Here is a 17,050-nt window from a genome sequence, read left to right on the forward strand (position 1 = left end):
ACCTATATCAGCTACTTTATTCCTTTTTCTCATATTCCATTCCGTTTCTATAAGTAATCATCAGGAGTTATATAAATTGCACAATATATCGAAACGCATTGAATTGGAACTCTATGCAATTTTTGCTATACTACGGTAAACTAGATTTCTAGATTTTGTTAATGTACGAAGGGTGAATATCTGGACTAGTAGAGTTGGAGGTAAATAATCAATCATGATTTATAAAAAAATAATGAAAACCACGGCGGCAACCGTACTTGCTTTCTCATTACTTGGTACTCTTCCCAATCTATCAAACATTTCGGCTGCACCAGCAATCACCGTCAAACTAGATAACATCGCTCTGAAGTTTGATGCAGCACCCCGCATAGAAAAAGGCGTCACCTACGTTCCGTTCCGGACAGTCGGGGAATCGCTAGGTATTGGTATCGAGTGGAATAGTAAGACACAGACGGTCAAAGCCGTTGGCAAGGTAAAAGGACAGACAACCGAGGTATTGCTTCAGGTAGGAAGTTCCACGGCAACGGTTAATGGCAAAAAAGTTAAACTCGCTGCTGCACCCGTCCAAAGAGAAGGTCGTGTACTCATTCCGTTAAGCTCATTCAGCAGTCAATTCGGGGTTGGTGTAAAATGGGATCAATCTACTCGAACCGTATCCCTTGTATCGCCGCAGCGCGAGATGCATTTAAGAGCGTTCTATGCCGTGAGAGCTTTCCATGAAATAGATCTTGTTTCTACCATGAACTCCGTTGTGTTTGGCTGGAGTCGGATTGATCGTGAAGGACAATTCACCCTTCAGGGGGATGAGTACAACTTCCCTGCTGCAGCCGGTGACATTACACCACAATCCATTGTTGCAGATGCGGCAGATCAAGATATTAAACCTTATCTCATGGTTTATGCTCTAGATGGTAACGGTGAGTTAACGAAGGTATTAAGTGACAGTAATTTGCGCAAGAAGTCGATTGAAGGGATTAGTACGGCGGTAGTGGAGAATGGATTCGGCGGAGTTGTCCTTGACTTTGAAGGATTGGGCTTCAAATTAGATCCGGTGCAGCAGCAGAAGTTGCTGAATAATTATGTCAAAGAATTAAGAGCTTCCCTAGGAGCAGACATCTCCCTCTCGTTAGCGGTACCTCCATTAAATAGTGCATATAAGGGTTATGATTACAAAACACTCGCTGCCACAGCCGATGATCTGATCATCATGGCTTATCAGTTCAATCCTGTTGGTACCGACGCCCAAGTACCTGAACCTAACAGCCTTGTGCAGAAAGCAATTGAGTTAGCACTGCAAGCAGGTGTCCCGAAGGAAAAACTGCTGCTAGGTATCAGCTTAAATAGTGAAACCCCATCTTCTGTTGATTATAAGCTCGGACTCGCGAAACGTTATGACCTGAAAGGCGCAACCTTCTGGCGTCTAGGTTTGTTCCGTCTCTACAACGATCAGATGGAAGGTGCTGTAGGTGCTTCGGTAGTTAAAGAATAAGATCCTTGCGTAATATTAGATAAATAGTAATATTGAACATTGGTGGGCATCTCTTTTTTGCGAGGATGCTCTCTTTGTGTAGTATTATCTTAGTAGAGTTAGTGGATATCATAGAAGCATCTATCGACCTTAGACGCTCCTACCTATGGCTCTATCAGCTTCAATTTGAAGTTGTGTCGTTGCAGGTCCCATGTATTTCTGTGCAGTTGCTAGAATCGATCTATCGTTACCAAGTACTTCTAATGCCGTAATTGATAAAAGATTTATCAAATGAGCATCTCCACAAGTAGATACTCCTTCAAAATAGTCAAAAATTCGTTCAATCAGATCAATGTTATTTTCCTCTTTTAACAGTTTTAAAATCTTGGGCATGAAGATGTCCTCAATAATTATAGTTTCAAGTACCTCGCGGTATGTAGCAATTGATTTTCTATATGCAGCATCTGATGATGGTAAGAAATCTATCATTTTTCTAAAGAATTCTTCTGATTTCACATTCATAGTTACTAATTCCTTTACTAAAATAGTAGTATGACACTTAAGCATTTGCTGGGCGTTGATACAAGGGTAAAAGAACGTTTATCTTCTGGCTCGAGTTTTAGATTAATTCGGCACTGGATGGTGTATATTTGTTAATATAATTCTATTTTTAGCTTATAGTGATGAACAAAAAAGAAACAACAACACGGCGAATGGCTCGTATTGTGGATTTTATGGATTGTTTTGAAAGATAGTTATATGAACTTTTTTACTATAATCACCTATTCAAAACATCTTTATCTAACTCATCTAGATGACTATCACTAATATCCTCTGGTTCAAACAAACTAGACTCCGAAGATACAAATCGCGAACAAGTTAATCCCCCAATAATCAACAGTCCTTTATCATATTGTATTCTGCCCCCTCTTTCAAATAGCTTTATTATGGGTAAGTATAGCTCCTTGAACTGAACAGCAATTGGTACACCCTCCCCTATTAAATAAGCCCATTCTAAATAATGTCTACACACTTCTCTGACAAAAATTCCTTCTACATTTTGGAGTGATTCCATACATTTTTCTAAAACTTTTTCAGGTAATCGCATATCAATTAATTCCATAGCATTAAATACTATTGTTCTCATCGAATCTTTGTGAAGATAATCATAAAATAATGAGCTTCTTCTCAGGTGCTCAGATAATAACACATAATACGACGGTCTTTTAAACTCAATATGGCTCCAATCAATATTTTGAATAATACATTTAGCTTCTTCAAATACCTTATTCATCTTTTCCCTCCATTTGATCTAAAAACTATCCCTTATTCCCTGAAAAGTCACCTGGTTGAGTATATGTTAAATCATGGTCACCAGAAGGTTCTCCATATAATGATTTACTATTCTTAATTGACTCAATTTTACGAAGAAGTATTCCTTCTTGCATTAGCTTATTTTCTGTTAACTCATTACAATAATATCTTTCGGCTCCACCGCACTCATTTCTGCAGTAATCATAAATATCAATTGGTTATGCCATACATATCTGCAGCGTTGAAAATTGTCAATCTTGTTCTAGGTTCTCAAATTTATAAAATCATAAAATTGAGAAGATCTTCTTAAGAACCAAAATATTGTACTTAGATCCCTAAATTTCACTTAACACTTCCTTAATCCGGATAGAAAGATCAAACTTCTCGGATTCTGTTAATAGTTGACCTATTTCGTTCATATCAAATTGCTCTAATTCGATTTTCAAACTCAAAAATTCATTCTCTGGTTTAATGCTATGTCTAATAAGCAGTTCAGCGAGTGTTGTTTTTACAACAATTTTCTCGCTCCACGTACTCCTACATTCACGCTCAAACCTTTCCTCTATTTTCTCAATTATCTCACTTGCATCGTTCGTGTTAACAACAATTTCCATAAAGTAGTTCTTTACTTCCTTTTCCATTTCATTGTAATACCATCTTGGAAACAAACTATGATCAACAGGAATATTTTCTATCCCATCAAGCACAATATCTCTTCGTTCTAATATGTCTTGATACTCATCAGAGGTTGTTTCAAGTTGTAACTTTTCTAAATCTAAATCCTTCAGCAGATTAAGTATCCTCTCTTTTAAATTTTTAAAAATTTTTGCATGTGTTAAAATAAATCCTTCCTTCTGCAATGACAACTACGGCTTTATCCATTTCTCCTCTTTTTTGTACACCGAAGTATGCCTCAGATGTACAGACGAGTGCTTCAGCATTGCTTATTCCCTCACTCTTGAAATCAAAATATCTTTCATAAAACGCACCGAATAATGCCTCATAATTTCGTTTCATATTTGTGTCCCCTTTAAGGATTCTTTGGAATTACTAATTCATCGCCGTTATGAATTACATCAATATCAATATTGGGATAATCTTTATAAAACCTCTCAATAACTCTACTACAGCTTGCATACGTATCTATCTCTGTAAATAATTTTATTTTCCCACTAGCCTTTGAAGGGTCGGGTAATTCATCCAATCACCTTTCCCTGTCTCCATCTCTTTCCAGAAGTTCTGCTGTAGGCTATTTTGAGGCAAAGGCTTGGTAGATTTACTGAACGATACATGAGGTGAGCCATCCATGGCGAGCTTTGAACCGGGAAGGCGATTCTTCGCACGATTCAGCGTATCAGAAGCATAATCCGTGATGTTACCCGCTGTTTTATTTGGCCATGTTTAACCAAGATAGCAAAATTGACAAACATCAGCGCGACACCTAGATCATCCAGCATCTTCTGATCCATTCCAAGAACGTAGGATTGGTTTACGCGTTTCCGTTCTTCAGGTCATTAGTTTTGGACATTTAGGCAACTCTTCATTCCTAAAAGCACAACAACAGATCAATCACCTAACGATTGATCTGTTGAAAGTGAAATTTCGTATAGATATCACACCAAAAAATAAAAAAAGCGTTATTATTGAATCATTATTCATCATTTTTTAATTTAAATTACTGTTGGTAATAATGATTTGACAGCTTTCATTCGATATTGAGAATTAAATAAAGGAAGGCATTTCTTTTTTAGTAAGGCAACAATTTAGATTAAAATCGTTCCACTACTATAACTTACTTTAGAGTATTAGCTATCCAGAGCATTCAAACTTTCAATGCTTATATCATATTCTGGTCTTGTCATTGCATACACATACCAGTCAGAAAGCGGAACGCTTGTAGATCCAACAACAATATTGTTATCCACAAGATCGATTTCCCCGCCTCTTTCAAACAATTTTATAAGAGGCTCATATACATTATAATATTTTCGAGCTCTTAATACGCCCTGATCAACTAATGCTGACAATTCCAAGTATTGTATACAAATCGACTTGATTACTTCATTTTGAATGGATGAAACTGTTGGACTTATTTTTTCTATTTCTAAAATAGGTGAATATCCTAAAGCTTCTGCAACATTTACAAATGGACTTTCGAGACTCAAATCCAAGTATGAAAAACGTTCAAAATATGCTGATCTTTTTAAAAATTCATTTGCCAGGATTAAATGGGAGTTCTTTTCTGCTTCTTCAAACTTAAAGTTAATTAAATTAATCCTGTTTAGAGCATGTTCAAGGTAGTTTTCAATAACAATATTATCCTCATTACCCCACAATATCTCCATGTCTTGTTCAATATCTATCTGATCTAGCTTTTGATCACTTATATCAAGCGGTTCTATATTAGTTCGATCTACAATTTCGAAGGATTCACCAGCGACATTCACAAATCCTCCCCTTTTATAGAATGAACCTCCTCTTTCATATAGCTTAATTACTGGCTCAAATAAATCTTGATTTTCGAGAGCTATTTGATTTCCTTCATCAATTAATGCGTTCAACTCTAAATAACTATCTACTATTACTCTATGATAGCTGTTGTTGATTTTATCCAATACTTGAAATTTTTCAAAGTTCTCTTCAGACTTAGTTATTGAATTTGATATAACAATGAATGGATATATACAAGAACCTGGAAATTTTTTCAAGAAAATTGATGCTCTTCTTAAATATTCACTACACAGATGAACATGTGATCTGCTTTCTCTATTTCCGATACTATTCCAATTTATAGCAGATATACGTTCAATTGCCTGATTTAACCTTTTCATTTACTTTGTCGCTCCATCTGATCTAATTTTTTTTTGTTTTTTTCAATATACTCGTATGCCCCTGGGAGCTCGAATTTAGGTTGTGGAGAAGCTAAATCATGTGCACCTGGAGGTTTTGATTTAAAGATTTTTACATCAGGTGAATACGCATCCGGGTCTTTATACGGGTGTCCAAGTTTCATTAGTTCGTGTTCTGTCAATTCATGTTTAGCAATTTCCTGGAACCATTGTTTTTGTTTTGGACTCAGTTCATCTTTTTGTGCCACCTTCCATATGAATCCTATTTCCAAATCCGGAGTAAAATTTCCAAATCTATAACTTTGATTATCTAAAGGAATATTATGTGAATCAAAAAACATGTGCTGTTTCATAACCCTAATTTCATCCACTGATAGGCCGGTATTTTTTGAAACCTGTTCAATATCAGTCATACCAACACTTCTAATCTCATCGTAGTCCCTTAATCCAACTTTATATTCAAGTTCTTCATCCTTATCAAAGAACTTTGGCTTATAATCATCTACACGATTGTATCTGCTCCAATCAATATTAACTACAGGTTTTTCAATTCCCCCATCCAGTTTCCTCGCTAAATCTCCTTTACCTGCCTCCGTCTCTTTCCAGAAGTTCTGCTGTCGGCTATTTTGCGGCAAAGGCTTGGTAGGTTTGCTGAAGGACACATGAGGTGAGCCATCCATGGCGAGCTTTGAACCGGGAAGGCGATTCTTCGCCCGATTCAGAGCATCAGAAGCATAATCCGTGATGTTATCCGCTGTTTTATTCAAGTTCGTCTTAGCTTGCTGTTTCCACGCCGTCCAGTTACTATCTAGTGCCGACATGTTTTTACTATTAATCAACTTATCGGCGGCTTTATTCAACCCATGTTTGGCCAAGATCGCCAGATTGACGAACATCAGAGCGACACCCAGATCATCCAGCATCTTCTGATCCATTCCAAGAAACGTAGGATTGGTGTACGCGTTTCCGTTCTTCAGGTCATTCAGTTTCTGGACATTCACAACAATCATCGTTGCACCTATAGCTGCATCTGCAGCAGCTAGGACATACAGAGAGAGCCCGCCTGATGGGATCGCGGATATGATGGCCACCACGCCAAAAATAATATTGAATTGGGCAATCATCATCTGGGGATCTACTATCAACACTTGGAACGTGTATCTGGATAAGTATACCGTTTTTTGCGTTTGTTTGCTTAAATAATCCGGTTTTTGCGGAATGACATGTTCCAGCTCCATCTGATCGAGCCATGGACGGATAGATTTAAAGGCATCTCCAAGACCGGTGGACTCCATGAACTGCTCACCCAGACTCTTTTTCCCACTTGAAGATCCTTGCCCAGAAGAACGCTGTCCACTAAGTACCGGAGGTGCGGGTAGCATCGCTTGGATTTGCGCTTCCGTTTTCCCTGCCCTTTCTCCAGTTGCCCGAATCTCTTTCGATTGTTGCTGCCAATTGTAAATCTTCGTACGGTTCTGATTCATCTCCTTGTATTCCTGTTGCTGCTGCGCCAGTTCCACTTGTTTTTGCTCTTTGCTTTTCTTTTCGGGTTCAGCGGCAGGTTGATTCACGTACTTGTTCTGATAGACCGTTTTCTGTTCATCCGGCGTTTTACTGCTCATCCAGTCCTTCGCCTGATTCGCTAGTCCAGGATCACTCTGAGCTGTCTGTGCAACCTGACTGCGAATATCAGCGCGCTGTGCATCGGTTAACTGAACTGCCGTTTTCAAATTCATCGACAGATCGATTTCCTGCTTCATAATTTCGCCATCTGCCAGCATATCCAGATACAGCTCTTCCAGTTCTTCATCGGTCAGCAATTCCGCAAAATCGACTTCGATCTTCTGGAAATCCACCTTTTTGCTCTGAATGCCCACCCGGTTGCCACTAAGAACGACATATTGATCCACATTCGTCTGCAAGACAATCTGCTGCTCTGCTTGAATCTTGAATGATTCCAGCATGCCCTTGTCGCTACCTGAACCCGCCTCAATCTGACTACTTGCCACCACGAGCAGATCTTCCGTCGCGTTCAGGCTAATGTTTCCCGCATCCAGATGCAGACTGACGCTTCCTTTCTTGAACAATACACCATCGTCGCCAAGCTGCATACGCGCTTCGCCCGGCATCTCGAACACTTTGGTTGCTGGCTTATGGAATACAGTCCGGCTTTTCATATCCTCGCTACCACCGCGCACAGAATGAATAGCCATCGACTGTTTCTCTGTCCCACTGGGGAAATATACTTTGATGCGTGCACCTTCATCTGGCAGACAGTGAAAGATGTTGTTGCCTTCCCCCGAGTACGGAAACCACCAGTTGCCTTGCTCATCATGTTGGTCGTCGATGTCCAGATGCACTTTCACCATGTTATTCGCCCGTTTCACGACACGCCCTTCCAGCGATCTACCCTGAAGTTGCTCATTCCGTCGGGATTTGCGTCGTAGGCTTCGTCTTTGGACGAACAGGTATTCATATCTAACTCTGCCAGCGTTATAGCTAATGACGGATTCGGACACGACCCAGATCTGACCTTTGAAAGAGACATCATCGCCTACTTGGCAGAATTGTTCACTTGTCACGCGGTAACGGACAAAGTCAGACTCAGTTACCTTCTTCGCATCATCACCTTCCGCATGTGCCTTCATTTTCATACTGTGCTCGAACTTTCATTGGCTTTCTATAGCGCAATTCCTTTTCTAATTCCTGATTGATTTTCAATAATTCTAGTACCACTGTCTGTTCATATTTTGGACAAGCAATAAAAAAAGCTCATTCCTCCTCATCGTTCAAGTTGGAATAAGCTTATGAAAGCTTTTCAAGTTATTAGTTTAAAGGTTGTATTTAATTATTGTATTACACTAGATTATATAGTTGAATAATAAATCTCTACACATTCTTATAGACATACTAAAGATCACTTATGTCCATTGGTTCTTTATCAATAAACCTTTCAAACCATCCACTTAAAGGATAATAGGCTCTCTTTTCTATTTCTAGCTCATTATGCTTAAGATAAAAACAACCTCCTCGTTCTAAGACTCTAATCAAAAGCTCATATATATGTAGATACTGGCTCGCATCAGGGAAATCATCAGCATACTTTGCCAATTGTAAATAATAATCAATTGTTTTTCGTGTGTACAAACTTTTATTCAAAAACTCCACTGCATCCAAATTACAATAAGCTGAAACAGTTACTTCACCTTCAAAATCTCCAAGCAACCTTGCAATGTTTGCCATAGCTGGTGGCACAGGTTGTAACTGATTCTTTTTAAAAAATTGAGCCAATTCTCTCAAAAATTCATAGCCTAAATCTTCATATCCTTCATTAACAAGTGTCCCTACTAAATTCCATTTTATATCATTTATTCTAGAAACCGCTATTTCAATATGCATTTTGTTCACCTCGTGATTAGTAGTTATCTTTAGCATCAGAAAAGTATCTATCAAAATCTTTTTGATAGTCAAAATCTGGAATACTCTTAGGGTTAGGGTCAGTAATATTTGCTTTATCATGTGCATTTTTTTCAGGATCAGGATTAAATCTTTCGGTTTTGGGATTCCATGTAGAATGATCCATTAATGGCATCCCGTTTTCCATTAATTCTTTCTCCTTCAATTCATGATTAGCTAGTTTTCTAAACCATTCTTTTTCTACAGTGTTAAGTTCTCTAGTTTGAGCTACTTCCCAAATATGTGCAACATCTGGATCAGCTTTAAAGTAGAGTTCTTTATAAGTAGCACCTTCTATTGATAGCGGATGTGTGTCAAGAAATAAATGTTTTTTCACAGCACTTATTTCTGGCTCAGATAAACCAGAATTCTTTGCCACTACAGACACGTCCTCTAAACCTATTTTCCTTATTTTGATATACTTCCTTTCCAAAAATGCATCAAAGCCATCTTTCGGAGGTATGATATATGGCTTCATCTCTGCTGGATCAGTTATATAATGTGTTCCTTGAGAGTTACCCGTTCCCCCATCAAGTTTCCTCGCTAAATCTCCTTTACCTGCCTCCGTCTCTTTCCAGAAGTTCTGCTGTCGGCTATTTTGCGGCAAAGGCTTGGTAGGTTTGCTGAAGGACACATGAGGTGAGCCATCCATGGCGAGCTTTGAACCGGGAAGGCGATTCTTCGCCCGATTCAGAGCATCAGAAGCATAATCCGTGATGTTATCCGCTGTTTTATTCAAGTTCGTCTTCGCTTGTTGTTTCCACGCTGTCCAGTTACTATCTAGTGCCGACATGTTTTTACTATTAATCAACTTATCGGCCGCTTTATTCAACCCATGTTTGGCTAAGATCGCCAGATTGACGAACATCAGAGCGACACCGAGATCATCCAGCATCTTCTGATCCATTCCAAGAAACGTGGGATTGGTATATGCATTTCCGTTCTTCAGGTCATTCAGTTTCTGGACATTCACGACAATCATCGTTGCACCTATAGCTGCATCTGCAGCAGCTAGGATATACAGAGAGAGCCCGCCTGATGGGATCGCGGATATGATGGCCACCACGCCAAAAATAATATTGAATTGGGCAATCATCATCTGGGGATCTATAATCAACACTTGGAACGTATACCTGGATAAGTATACCGTTTTTTGCGTTTGTTTGCTTAAATAATCCGGTTTTTGCGGAATGACATGTTCCAACTCCATCTGATCGAGCCATGGACGGATAGATTTAAAGGCATCTCCAAGACCGGTGGACTCCATGAACTGCTCACCCAGACTCTTTTTCCCACTTGAAGATCCTTGCCCAGAAGAACGCTGTCCACTAAGTACCGGAGGTGCGGGTAGCATCGCTTGGATTTGGGCTTCCGTTTTCCCTGCCCGTTCTCCTGTTGCCCGAATCTCCTTCGATTGTTGCTGCCAATTGTAAATCTTCGTACGGTTTTGATTCATCTCCTTGTAGTCCTGTTGCTGCTGCGCCAGTTCCACTTGTTTTTGCTCTTTGCTTTTCTTTTCAGGTTCAGCGGCAGGTTGATTCACGTACTTGTTCTGATAGACCGTTTTCTGTTCATCCGGCGTTTTACTGCTCATCCAGTCCTTCGCCTGATTCGCTAGTCCAGGATCACTCTGAGCTGTCTGTGCAACCTGACTGCGAATATCAGCGCGCTGTGCATCGGTTAACTGTACTGCCGTTTTCAAATTCATCGACAGATCGATTTCCTGCTTCATAATTTCGCCATCTGCCAGCATATCTAGATACAGCTCTTCCAGTTCTTCATCGGTCAGCAATTCCGCAAAATCGACTTCGATCTTCTGGAAATCCACCTTTTTGCTCTGAATGCCCACCCGGTTGCCACTAAGGACGACATATTGATCCACATTCGTCTGCAAAACAATCTGCTGCTCTGCTTGAATTTTGAATGATTCCAGCATGCCCTTGTCGCTACCTGAACCCGCCTCAATCTGACTACTCGCCACCACGAGCAGTTCTTCCGTCGCGTTCAGGCTAATGTTTCCCGCATCCAGATGCAGACTGACGCTTCCTTTCTTGAACAATACGCCATCGTCGCCAAGCTGCATACGCGCTTCGCCTGGCATCTCGAACACTTTGGTTGCTGGCTTATGGAATACAGTCCGGCTTTTCATATCGTCGCTACCTTGCATCTTCAAGTTCTTGCTTTTCCCATGTTAGAACCGTTTCGTTTTACATCACAAGTTGCCTACAATCTGAGGTTTCACGCTCTCACTTGTCTATGAGCTGCAATGCTTGCTAGAGGGGCAGTCCGTCTTCCTTCTCCGTTACTGCATCCCAATGTTCAGCTTGTTTTAATGGCACCTCAATCTCTTCGCTAAGCTGAAAGCCTGTTTACCCGGACCGCTTCAATATGCCTACCTACTCTCGTAATTCCCTTGCTTGCTGACAGTCACTTCGAATTTTATCTTTAGGCTCCTCCTATTCTGCTTTTGCCTGTGCAATCAATCTTACCTGTTTTCCTTCTTGATCTCGTTTCGCCATATTATTCAGCTCTTACGTTTATTTTCAAACACAAAAAAGCTCAATCCTTCTCATAAAACAAGTCGGATAGAGCGTTTAGTGTTTGGTTTGTTGGTGATATTGTACGATCTTGTTATTCGAGTTGTAAACCGAACTCACACTTTTTTTAGATGAACTTGCTAAGGATTCATCATTCCACTTCTTCTCTTATAATTTAATAATGCCTATAATAAGCTCTTTTTCATTAAATATGAGCCTTTCAGTAATACTCTGATAATCTACCTCTTCAAACTTATCATTTAATTTCTGCTTTATTTTTTGTAAATTAGCCAACTCATTTATATATAAGTATAGATTATTAATTATTAAACTTTGAGCATCAATATGCATTTCAATTTTATTCAAATCACCTGAAAGCCGTTCAATATTCCTTACTTTACATATTTTTAATCCTTCTTGTTCATCCTCCTCAATTTTAACCAAGCCAAATAAACCAGCAAGTTCCTGATAATTCGGATTTCCTTCTCTGAAAATATTAATTAATTCCATTACTAATTCATCCAAAGAATCTTCCCTAAACTTTTTTCTGAGTAATGTTGGTGAATCATCAAAAAGCCAAGAACCTATATCGTTAAATTGATCATTTCCTGAATCCAAAACCCCTATAATAATAGGTTTACTATAAAGAAACTTCTTGTTCAATATTAATCACCGTCCTATTTTCGTTTATATTCCCCACCAATTCTTTCTGCTACCTTAGTATAAAACATGTCCCAAGCTTCATCCATTCTTCCCTCTTTATATAACTTATTGAAATTAACATTTGCTCTTAACTCCTCTTGTACTAATCGGTAAACCATTGGAACTGACTGGCCATCAACTTTCCATCCGTCAATCCCTCTTGCCATACTGAATGTCTTTCCATTGGGAGTTATCGCTCTTATCTCTAGCATATCAAAGTCTACAACTACCATCATATCTTCCAAACTAAAGGGGCCGTTAGTAGGATGATTATGAGTAAACACAGCATCCTTTCCTCTGTCCTTATAAGCACTAATATCTATTGCCTTCTCATTACCAATAACAGTGTCCCCAATTAAATTACCATCCTTGTCAAAAAACTGCCCGTGCTCTTTAGATTCATGTCTAATTCTGTTCTCTACCTCTTCAACCTTTTTATAATCGTACTTATCATAACCCGTTCCCCCATCCAGTTTCCTCGCTAAATCTCCTTTACCTGCCTCCGTCTCTTTCCAGAAGTTCTGCTGTCGGCTATTTTGCGGCAAAGGCTTGGTAGGTTTGCTGAAGGACACATGAGGTGAGCCATCCATGGCGAGCTTTGAACCGGGAAGGCGATTCTTCGCACGATTCAGCGCATCAGAAGCATAATCCGTGATGTTACCCGCTGTTTTATTCAAGTTCGTCTTCGCTTGCTGTTTCCACGCCGTCCAGTTACTATCTAGTGCCGACATGTTTTTACTATTAATCAGCTTATCCGCGGCTTTATTGAGCCCATGTTTGGCCAAGATCGCCAGATTGACGAACATCAGAGCAACACCGAGATCATCCAGCATCTTCTGATCCATTCCAAGAAACGTAGGATTGGTGTACGCGTTTCCGTTCTTCAGGTCATTCAGTTTCTAGACATTCAGGGAACTCTTCATTCCTAGAAAACACAACAACAGATCAATCATCTAACGATTGATCTGCTGAATGTTAAATTTCGTATAGTTATCAAAAAAAAGAGCGTGTTATTGAATCATTATTCATCATTTTTTAATTTAAATTACTGTTGGTAATAATGATTTGACAGCTTTCATTCGATATTGTAAGACTTTCTTCTTTCAATATCACTATATTATGGTAGTATTGCTCTAAATCATTTTTTACTTTTATTAAATCTAAACTGCCATTCACGTACAAGTATAAAAAATCTACCTTTAGAGTTTCAATGTCAATATCCATTTCTATTTTAATGATATCCTCAAACATACGGTCTACCGGTTCAACACTAACAATTATTTTGTTTCCATAATCCATACCAGCTTTACCTAATCCGTGTTGTGTTTCAAATTCTTCTTTCCTTGCCTTAGCTTCTTTTAATCCATAAACTGCGATTAAGCCCCCGTGGGTATAATCATAACTATCTCCGAACAAAGTAGCTAATCTAGAATAATTAGGAGAACCCATTTTAAAAATATGAATTAATTCACATATAAGCTCGCATAATGTACTTCTGTAAAATGTTTGTTTTAAACTTATAAACTCATCACTGATTGCATAAAAAGAATCAAAAGTCAACGGTTCATCATCTACAATCATACCTGCAAAATAACTTGGCTTGTATAAAAACTCTCTTTTAGATTTATCATTTATATGCATGAAATATTCCTCCCACTAAATCTGCTACTTCCTTCATCATTAACATATCTAATTCTGCTAACTTTCCTTGATTAAATAATGTTTGAAATTGATCTGATTTTTTTACATTTTGTGCAGCTTGAAAGAATATTTGTTGCATGTCCATAGTTGTCCAGTTCCAACCATTAGATCCACGTTGTATACTTAATGTTACTCCATTAGGTAAGGTGGCTCTAATTTCAGCCATATTATAACCTCTGGCAGTTTCTAAATCTTGCCAACTGAAAAGTCCACCGTTGGGATGATTGTGTGTGTATATTGTATCTTTGCTTATACTTTGATAAGGGGATATATCAATACTGTTTGGTTTATGATCTGTCATTAATGTACTTATCGGACTGCCATCTTTACTGAAAATAATGCCCCACTCATTTACTTCCGGAGTTCCATCTCTCATCAGTTTCAAATAATCTTCTGAATATTTTACTGCAGATGAAGAAGGATCGAAAATTGTATAATTACTATAATTACGCCCAATAATATTGCCTTCTTTTATTATACCACTTGGTATAATAGTATCCTCATTCGCTTGTTGTTTCCATGCCGTCCAGTTACTATCTAATGCCGACATGTTCTTGCTATTGATCAGCTTATCGGCGGCTTTATTCAACCCATGTTTGGCCAAGATCGCCAGATTGACGAACATCAGAGCAACACCGAGATCATCCAGCATCTTCTGATCCATCCCAAGAAACGTGGGATTGGTGTACGCGTTTCCGTTCTTCAGGTCATTCAGTTTCTGGACATTCACAACAATCATCGTTGCACCTATAGCTGCATCTGCAGCAGCTAGGACATACAGAGAGAGCCCGCCTGATGGGATCGCGGATATGATGGCCACCACGCCAAAAATAATATTGAATTGGGCAATCATCATCTGGGGATCTACTATCAACACTTGGAACGTATACCTGGATAAGTATACCGTTTTTTGCGTTTGTTTGCTTAAATAATCCGGTTTTTGCGGAATGACATGGTCCAGCTCCATCTGATCGAGCCATGGACGGATAGATTTAAAGGCATCTCCAAGACCGGTGGACTCCATGAACTGCTCACCCAGACTCTTTTTCCCACTTGAAGATCCTTGCCCAGAAGAGCGATGTCCACTAAGTACCGGAGGTGCGGGTAGCATCGCTTGGATTTGGGCTTCCGTTTTCCCTGCCCGTTCTCCTGTTGCCCGAATCTCCTTCGATTGTTGCTGCCAATTGTAAATCTTCGTACGGTTCTGATTCATCTCCTTGTATTCCTGTTGCTGCTGCGCCAGTTCCACTTGTTTTTGCTCTTTGCTTTTCTTTTCGGGTTCAGCGGCAGGTTGATTCACATACTTCTTCTGATAGACCGTTTTCTGTTCATCCGGCGTTTTACTGCTCATCCAGTCCTTCGCCTGATTCGCTAGTCCAGGATCACTCTGAGCTGTCTGTGCAACCTGGCTGCGAATATCAGCGCGCTGTGCATCGGTTAACTGAACTGCCGTTTTCAAATTCATCGACAGATCTATTTCCTGCTTCATAATTTCGCCATCTGCCAGCATATCCAGATACAGCTCTTCCAGTTCTTGATCGGTCAGCATTTCCGCGAAATCGACTTCGATCTTCTGGAAATCCACCTTTTTGCTCTGAATGCCCACCCGGTTGCCACTAAGGACGACATATTGATCCACATTCGTCTGCAAGACAATCTGCTGCTCTGCTTGAATTTTGAATGATTCCAGCATGCCCTTGTCGTTACCTGAACCCGCCTCAATCTGACTACTCGCCACCACGAGCAGATCTTCCGTCGCGTTCAGGCTAATGTTTCCCGCATCCAGATGCAGACTGACGCTTCCTTTCTTGAACAATACGCCATCGTCGCCAAGCTGCATACGCGCTTCGCCTGGCATCTCGAACACTTTGGTTGCTGGCTTATGGAATACAGTCCGGCTTTTCATATCGTCGCTACCACCGCGAACAGAATGAATAGCCATAGACTGTTTCTCTGTCCCACTGGGGAAATATACTTTGATGCGTGCACCTTCATCTGGCAAACAGTGAAAGATGTTGTTGCCTTCCCCCGAGTACGGAAACCACCAGTTGCCTTGCTCATCATGTTGGTCGTCGATGTCCAAATGAACTTTCACCATGTTATTCGCCCGTTTCACGACACGCCCTTCCAGCGATCTACCCTGAAGTTGCTCATTCCGTCGGGATTTGCGTCGTAGGCTTCGTCTTTGGACGAACAGGTATTCATATCTAATTCTGCCTGCGTTATAGCTAATGACGGATTCGGACACGACCCAGATCTGCCCTTTGAAAGAGACATCATCGCCTACTTGGCAGAATTGTTCACTTGTCACACGGTAACGGACAAAGTCAGACTCAGTTACCTTCTTCGCATCGTCACCTTCCGCATGTGCCTTTAGTTGCTCATACTGTGCTCGATCTTTCATCGCCGTGTACCGAATAGCCTTGATCTCCTGCCCCCACGATAAGTCCGGGACTCCGAAGAATATACGAGGGGCATCCATCGTAACATCCGGCAAGATGACGGTACCCACACGGGCTGCGAGTCGCTTCATGAATTGCCAGTCCGTCTCCTCATATTGCACAAGCAAGGCTCCGATTGATGCCTGATCACTGGTCGCCATGTTCTGGGCATCTCCTCCATGGTACTTTCCAGCCAACTGGCGCACAGCATCAGTATATGTCAGACGTTTGTTCTGATAGGAACGGCTTTGGGGTGTCATATCCATCACGTAGCTACGCGAGAGTGCATGTACCTCTACAAGCGGGATGCCATCCTCCATCTGGATGTCTACCTTGATAATCCCCCCAGCAAACCAGCTTTCCGGTCTTGCATCCGTAATCTTTTGTATAATTAAACTATCCTCAAAGCTGCTATGTATCAAGCATTGCTCTGCTTCCTCTTCGCTCATGCGAGCTATAAATACACATTTGGCATGCGTGTTAAATGCTCTCTCAATTCGAAAACTACGCAGCTCCCTGATGTTATATGGCCATGTTAACTCATAGCCATCTCCTTGATAAGTTACTTCCATATCTCATCTC

At 40.2% G+C, this 17,050-nt stretch carries 14 protein-coding genes; 1 reads left to right on the plus strand and 13 read right to left on the minus strand.

What is annotated here, in order from left to right; translation table 11 throughout:
- Nucleotides 1–232: 232 nt before the first annotated feature.
- A complete protein-coding gene (locus J2T19_RS14790) occupies nucleotides 233–1,489 on the plus strand; it encodes a stalk domain-containing protein (protein ID WP_307216946.1) in 1,257 nt (418 codons plus the stop codon).
- Nucleotides 1,490–1,618: 129 nt separating this feature from the next.
- Here J2T19_RS14790 and J2T19_RS14795 read toward each other — a convergent pair whose 3' ends face one another.
- The 13 genes from J2T19_RS14795 to J2T19_RS14855 all read right to left on the minus strand — a co-directional run bounded on the left by J2T19_RS14795 (nucleotide 1,619) and on the right by J2T19_RS14855 (nucleotide 17,040).
- Entirely contained in the window at nucleotides 1,619–1,990 is a 372-nt protein-coding gene (locus J2T19_RS14795) for a DUF7674 family protein (RefSeq protein WP_307216948.1), read from the minus strand.
- 256 nt (nucleotides 1,991–2,246) lie between these two features.
- Nucleotides 2,247–2,762 (minus strand): hypothetical protein, encoded by a 516-nt coding sequence (locus J2T19_RS14800; RefSeq protein ID WP_307216950.1) that lies wholly within the window; start codon nucleotides 2,760–2,762, stop codon nucleotides 2,247–2,249.
- Between the two features lie 355 nt (nucleotides 2,763–3,117).
- On the minus strand, nucleotides 3,118–3,642 hold the full coding sequence (locus tag J2T19_RS14805; protein WP_307216952.1) for an Imm3 family immunity protein: 525 nt from the start codon (nucleotides 3,640–3,642) through the stop codon (nucleotides 3,118–3,120).
- A complete protein-coding gene (locus J2T19_RS14810) occupies nucleotides 3,599–3,799 on the minus strand; it encodes an Imm3 family immunity protein (protein WP_307216954.1) in 201 nt (66 codons plus the stop codon). The genes J2T19_RS14805 and J2T19_RS14810 overlap by 44 nt, the downstream gene beginning before the upstream one ends.
- Nucleotides 3,800–3,812: 13 nt before the next feature.
- A complete protein-coding gene (locus J2T19_RS14815) occupies nucleotides 3,813–3,986 on the minus strand; it encodes a deaminase domain-containing protein (protein WP_307216956.1) in 174 nt (57 codons plus the stop codon).
- Nucleotides 3,987–4,587: 601 nt separating this feature from the next.
- Nucleotides 4,588–5,613, minus strand: coding sequence for a hypothetical protein (locus J2T19_RS14820; RefSeq protein ID WP_307216958.1), 1,026 nt, complete (start codon nucleotides 5,611–5,613; stop codon nucleotides 4,588–4,590).
- The gene (locus J2T19_RS14825) at nucleotides 5,610–8,285 is read right to left on the minus strand and encodes a hypothetical protein (protein ID WP_307216960.1); all 2,676 of its coding nucleotides are present in this window, start codon (nucleotides 8,283–8,285) and stop codon (nucleotides 5,610–5,612) included. Before J2T19_RS14825 ends, J2T19_RS14820 begins: the two co-directional genes overlap by 4 nt.
- Nucleotides 8,286–8,541: 256 nt before the next feature.
- Nucleotides 8,542–9,039, minus strand: coding sequence for a hypothetical protein (locus J2T19_RS14830; RefSeq protein WP_307216962.1), 498 nt, complete (start codon nucleotides 9,037–9,039; stop codon nucleotides 8,542–8,544).
- 7 nt (nucleotides 9,040–9,046) lie between these two features.
- Nucleotides 9,047–11,236: a hypothetical protein gene (locus J2T19_RS14835; protein WP_307216964.1), complete on the minus strand. Its 2,190-nt coding sequence runs from the start codon at nucleotides 11,234–11,236 to the stop codon at nucleotides 9,047–9,049.
- 556 nt (nucleotides 11,237–11,792) lie between these two features.
- A complete protein-coding gene (locus tag J2T19_RS14840; RefSeq protein WP_056691829.1) occupies nucleotides 11,793–12,287 on the minus strand; it encodes a hypothetical protein in 495 nt (164 codons plus the stop codon).
- Between the two features lie 14 nt (nucleotides 12,288–12,301).
- On the minus strand, nucleotides 12,302–13,171 hold the full coding sequence (locus J2T19_RS14845; RefSeq protein WP_307216966.1) for a hypothetical protein: 870 nt from the start codon (nucleotides 13,169–13,171) through the stop codon (nucleotides 12,302–12,304).
- A 190-nt stretch (nucleotides 13,172–13,361) separates the two neighbouring features.
- On the minus strand, nucleotides 13,362–13,967 hold the full coding sequence (locus J2T19_RS14850; protein ID WP_128102037.1) for a hypothetical protein: 606 nt from the start codon (nucleotides 13,965–13,967) through the stop codon (nucleotides 13,362–13,364).
- On the minus strand, nucleotides 13,954–17,040 hold the full coding sequence (locus J2T19_RS14855; RefSeq protein ID WP_307216970.1) for a hypothetical protein: 3,087 nt from the start codon (nucleotides 17,038–17,040) through the stop codon (nucleotides 13,954–13,956). Before J2T19_RS14855 ends, J2T19_RS14850 begins: the two co-directional genes overlap by 14 nt.
- Nucleotides 17,041–17,050: the final 10 nt, after the last annotated feature.

Source organism: Paenibacillus tundrae (assembly GCF_030812775.1).
GTDB classification, from domain to species: Bacteria; Bacillota; Bacilli; order Paenibacillales; family Paenibacillaceae; genus Paenibacillus; species Paenibacillus tundrae_A.

Excerpts from the sequence above, each read along its gene's own strand:
- J2T19_RS14790 (WP_307216946.1), top strand. The coding sequence starts at position 233 with ATGAAAACCACGGCGGCAACCGTACTTGCTTTCTCATTACTTGGTACT.
- J2T19_RS14795 (WP_307216948.1), bottom strand. The coding sequence starts at position 1,990 with ATGAATGTGAAATCAGAAGAATTCTTTAGAAAAATGATAGATTTCTTA.
- J2T19_RS14800 (WP_307216950.1), bottom strand. The coding sequence starts at position 2,762 with ATGAATAAGGTATTTGAAGAAGCTAAATGTATTATTCAAAATATTGAT.
- J2T19_RS14810 (WP_307216954.1), bottom strand. The coding sequence starts at position 3,799 with ATGAAACGAAATTATGAGGCATTATTCGGTGCGTTTTATGAAAGATAT.
- J2T19_RS14820 (WP_307216958.1), bottom strand. The coding sequence starts at position 5,613 with ATGAAAAGGTTAAATCAGGCAATTGAACGTATATCTGCTATAAATTGG.
- J2T19_RS14825 (WP_307216960.1), bottom strand. The coding sequence starts at position 8,285 with ATGAAAATGAAGGCACATGCGGAAGGTGATGATGCGAAGAAGGTAACT.
- J2T19_RS14835 (WP_307216964.1), bottom strand. The coding sequence starts at position 11,236 with ATGAAAAGCCGGACTGTATTCCATAAGCCAGCAACCAAAGTGTTCGAG.
- J2T19_RS14845 (WP_307216966.1), bottom strand. The coding sequence starts at position 13,171 with ATGGATCAGAAGATGCTGGATGATCTCGGTGTTGCTCTGATGTTCGTC.
- J2T19_RS14850 (WP_128102037.1), bottom strand. The coding sequence starts at position 13,967 with ATGCATATAAATGATAAATCTAAAAGAGAGTTTTTATACAAGCCAAGT.
- J2T19_RS14855 (WP_307216970.1), bottom strand. The coding sequence starts at position 17,040 with ATGGAAGTAACTTATCAAGGAGATGGCTATGAGTTAACATGGCCATAT.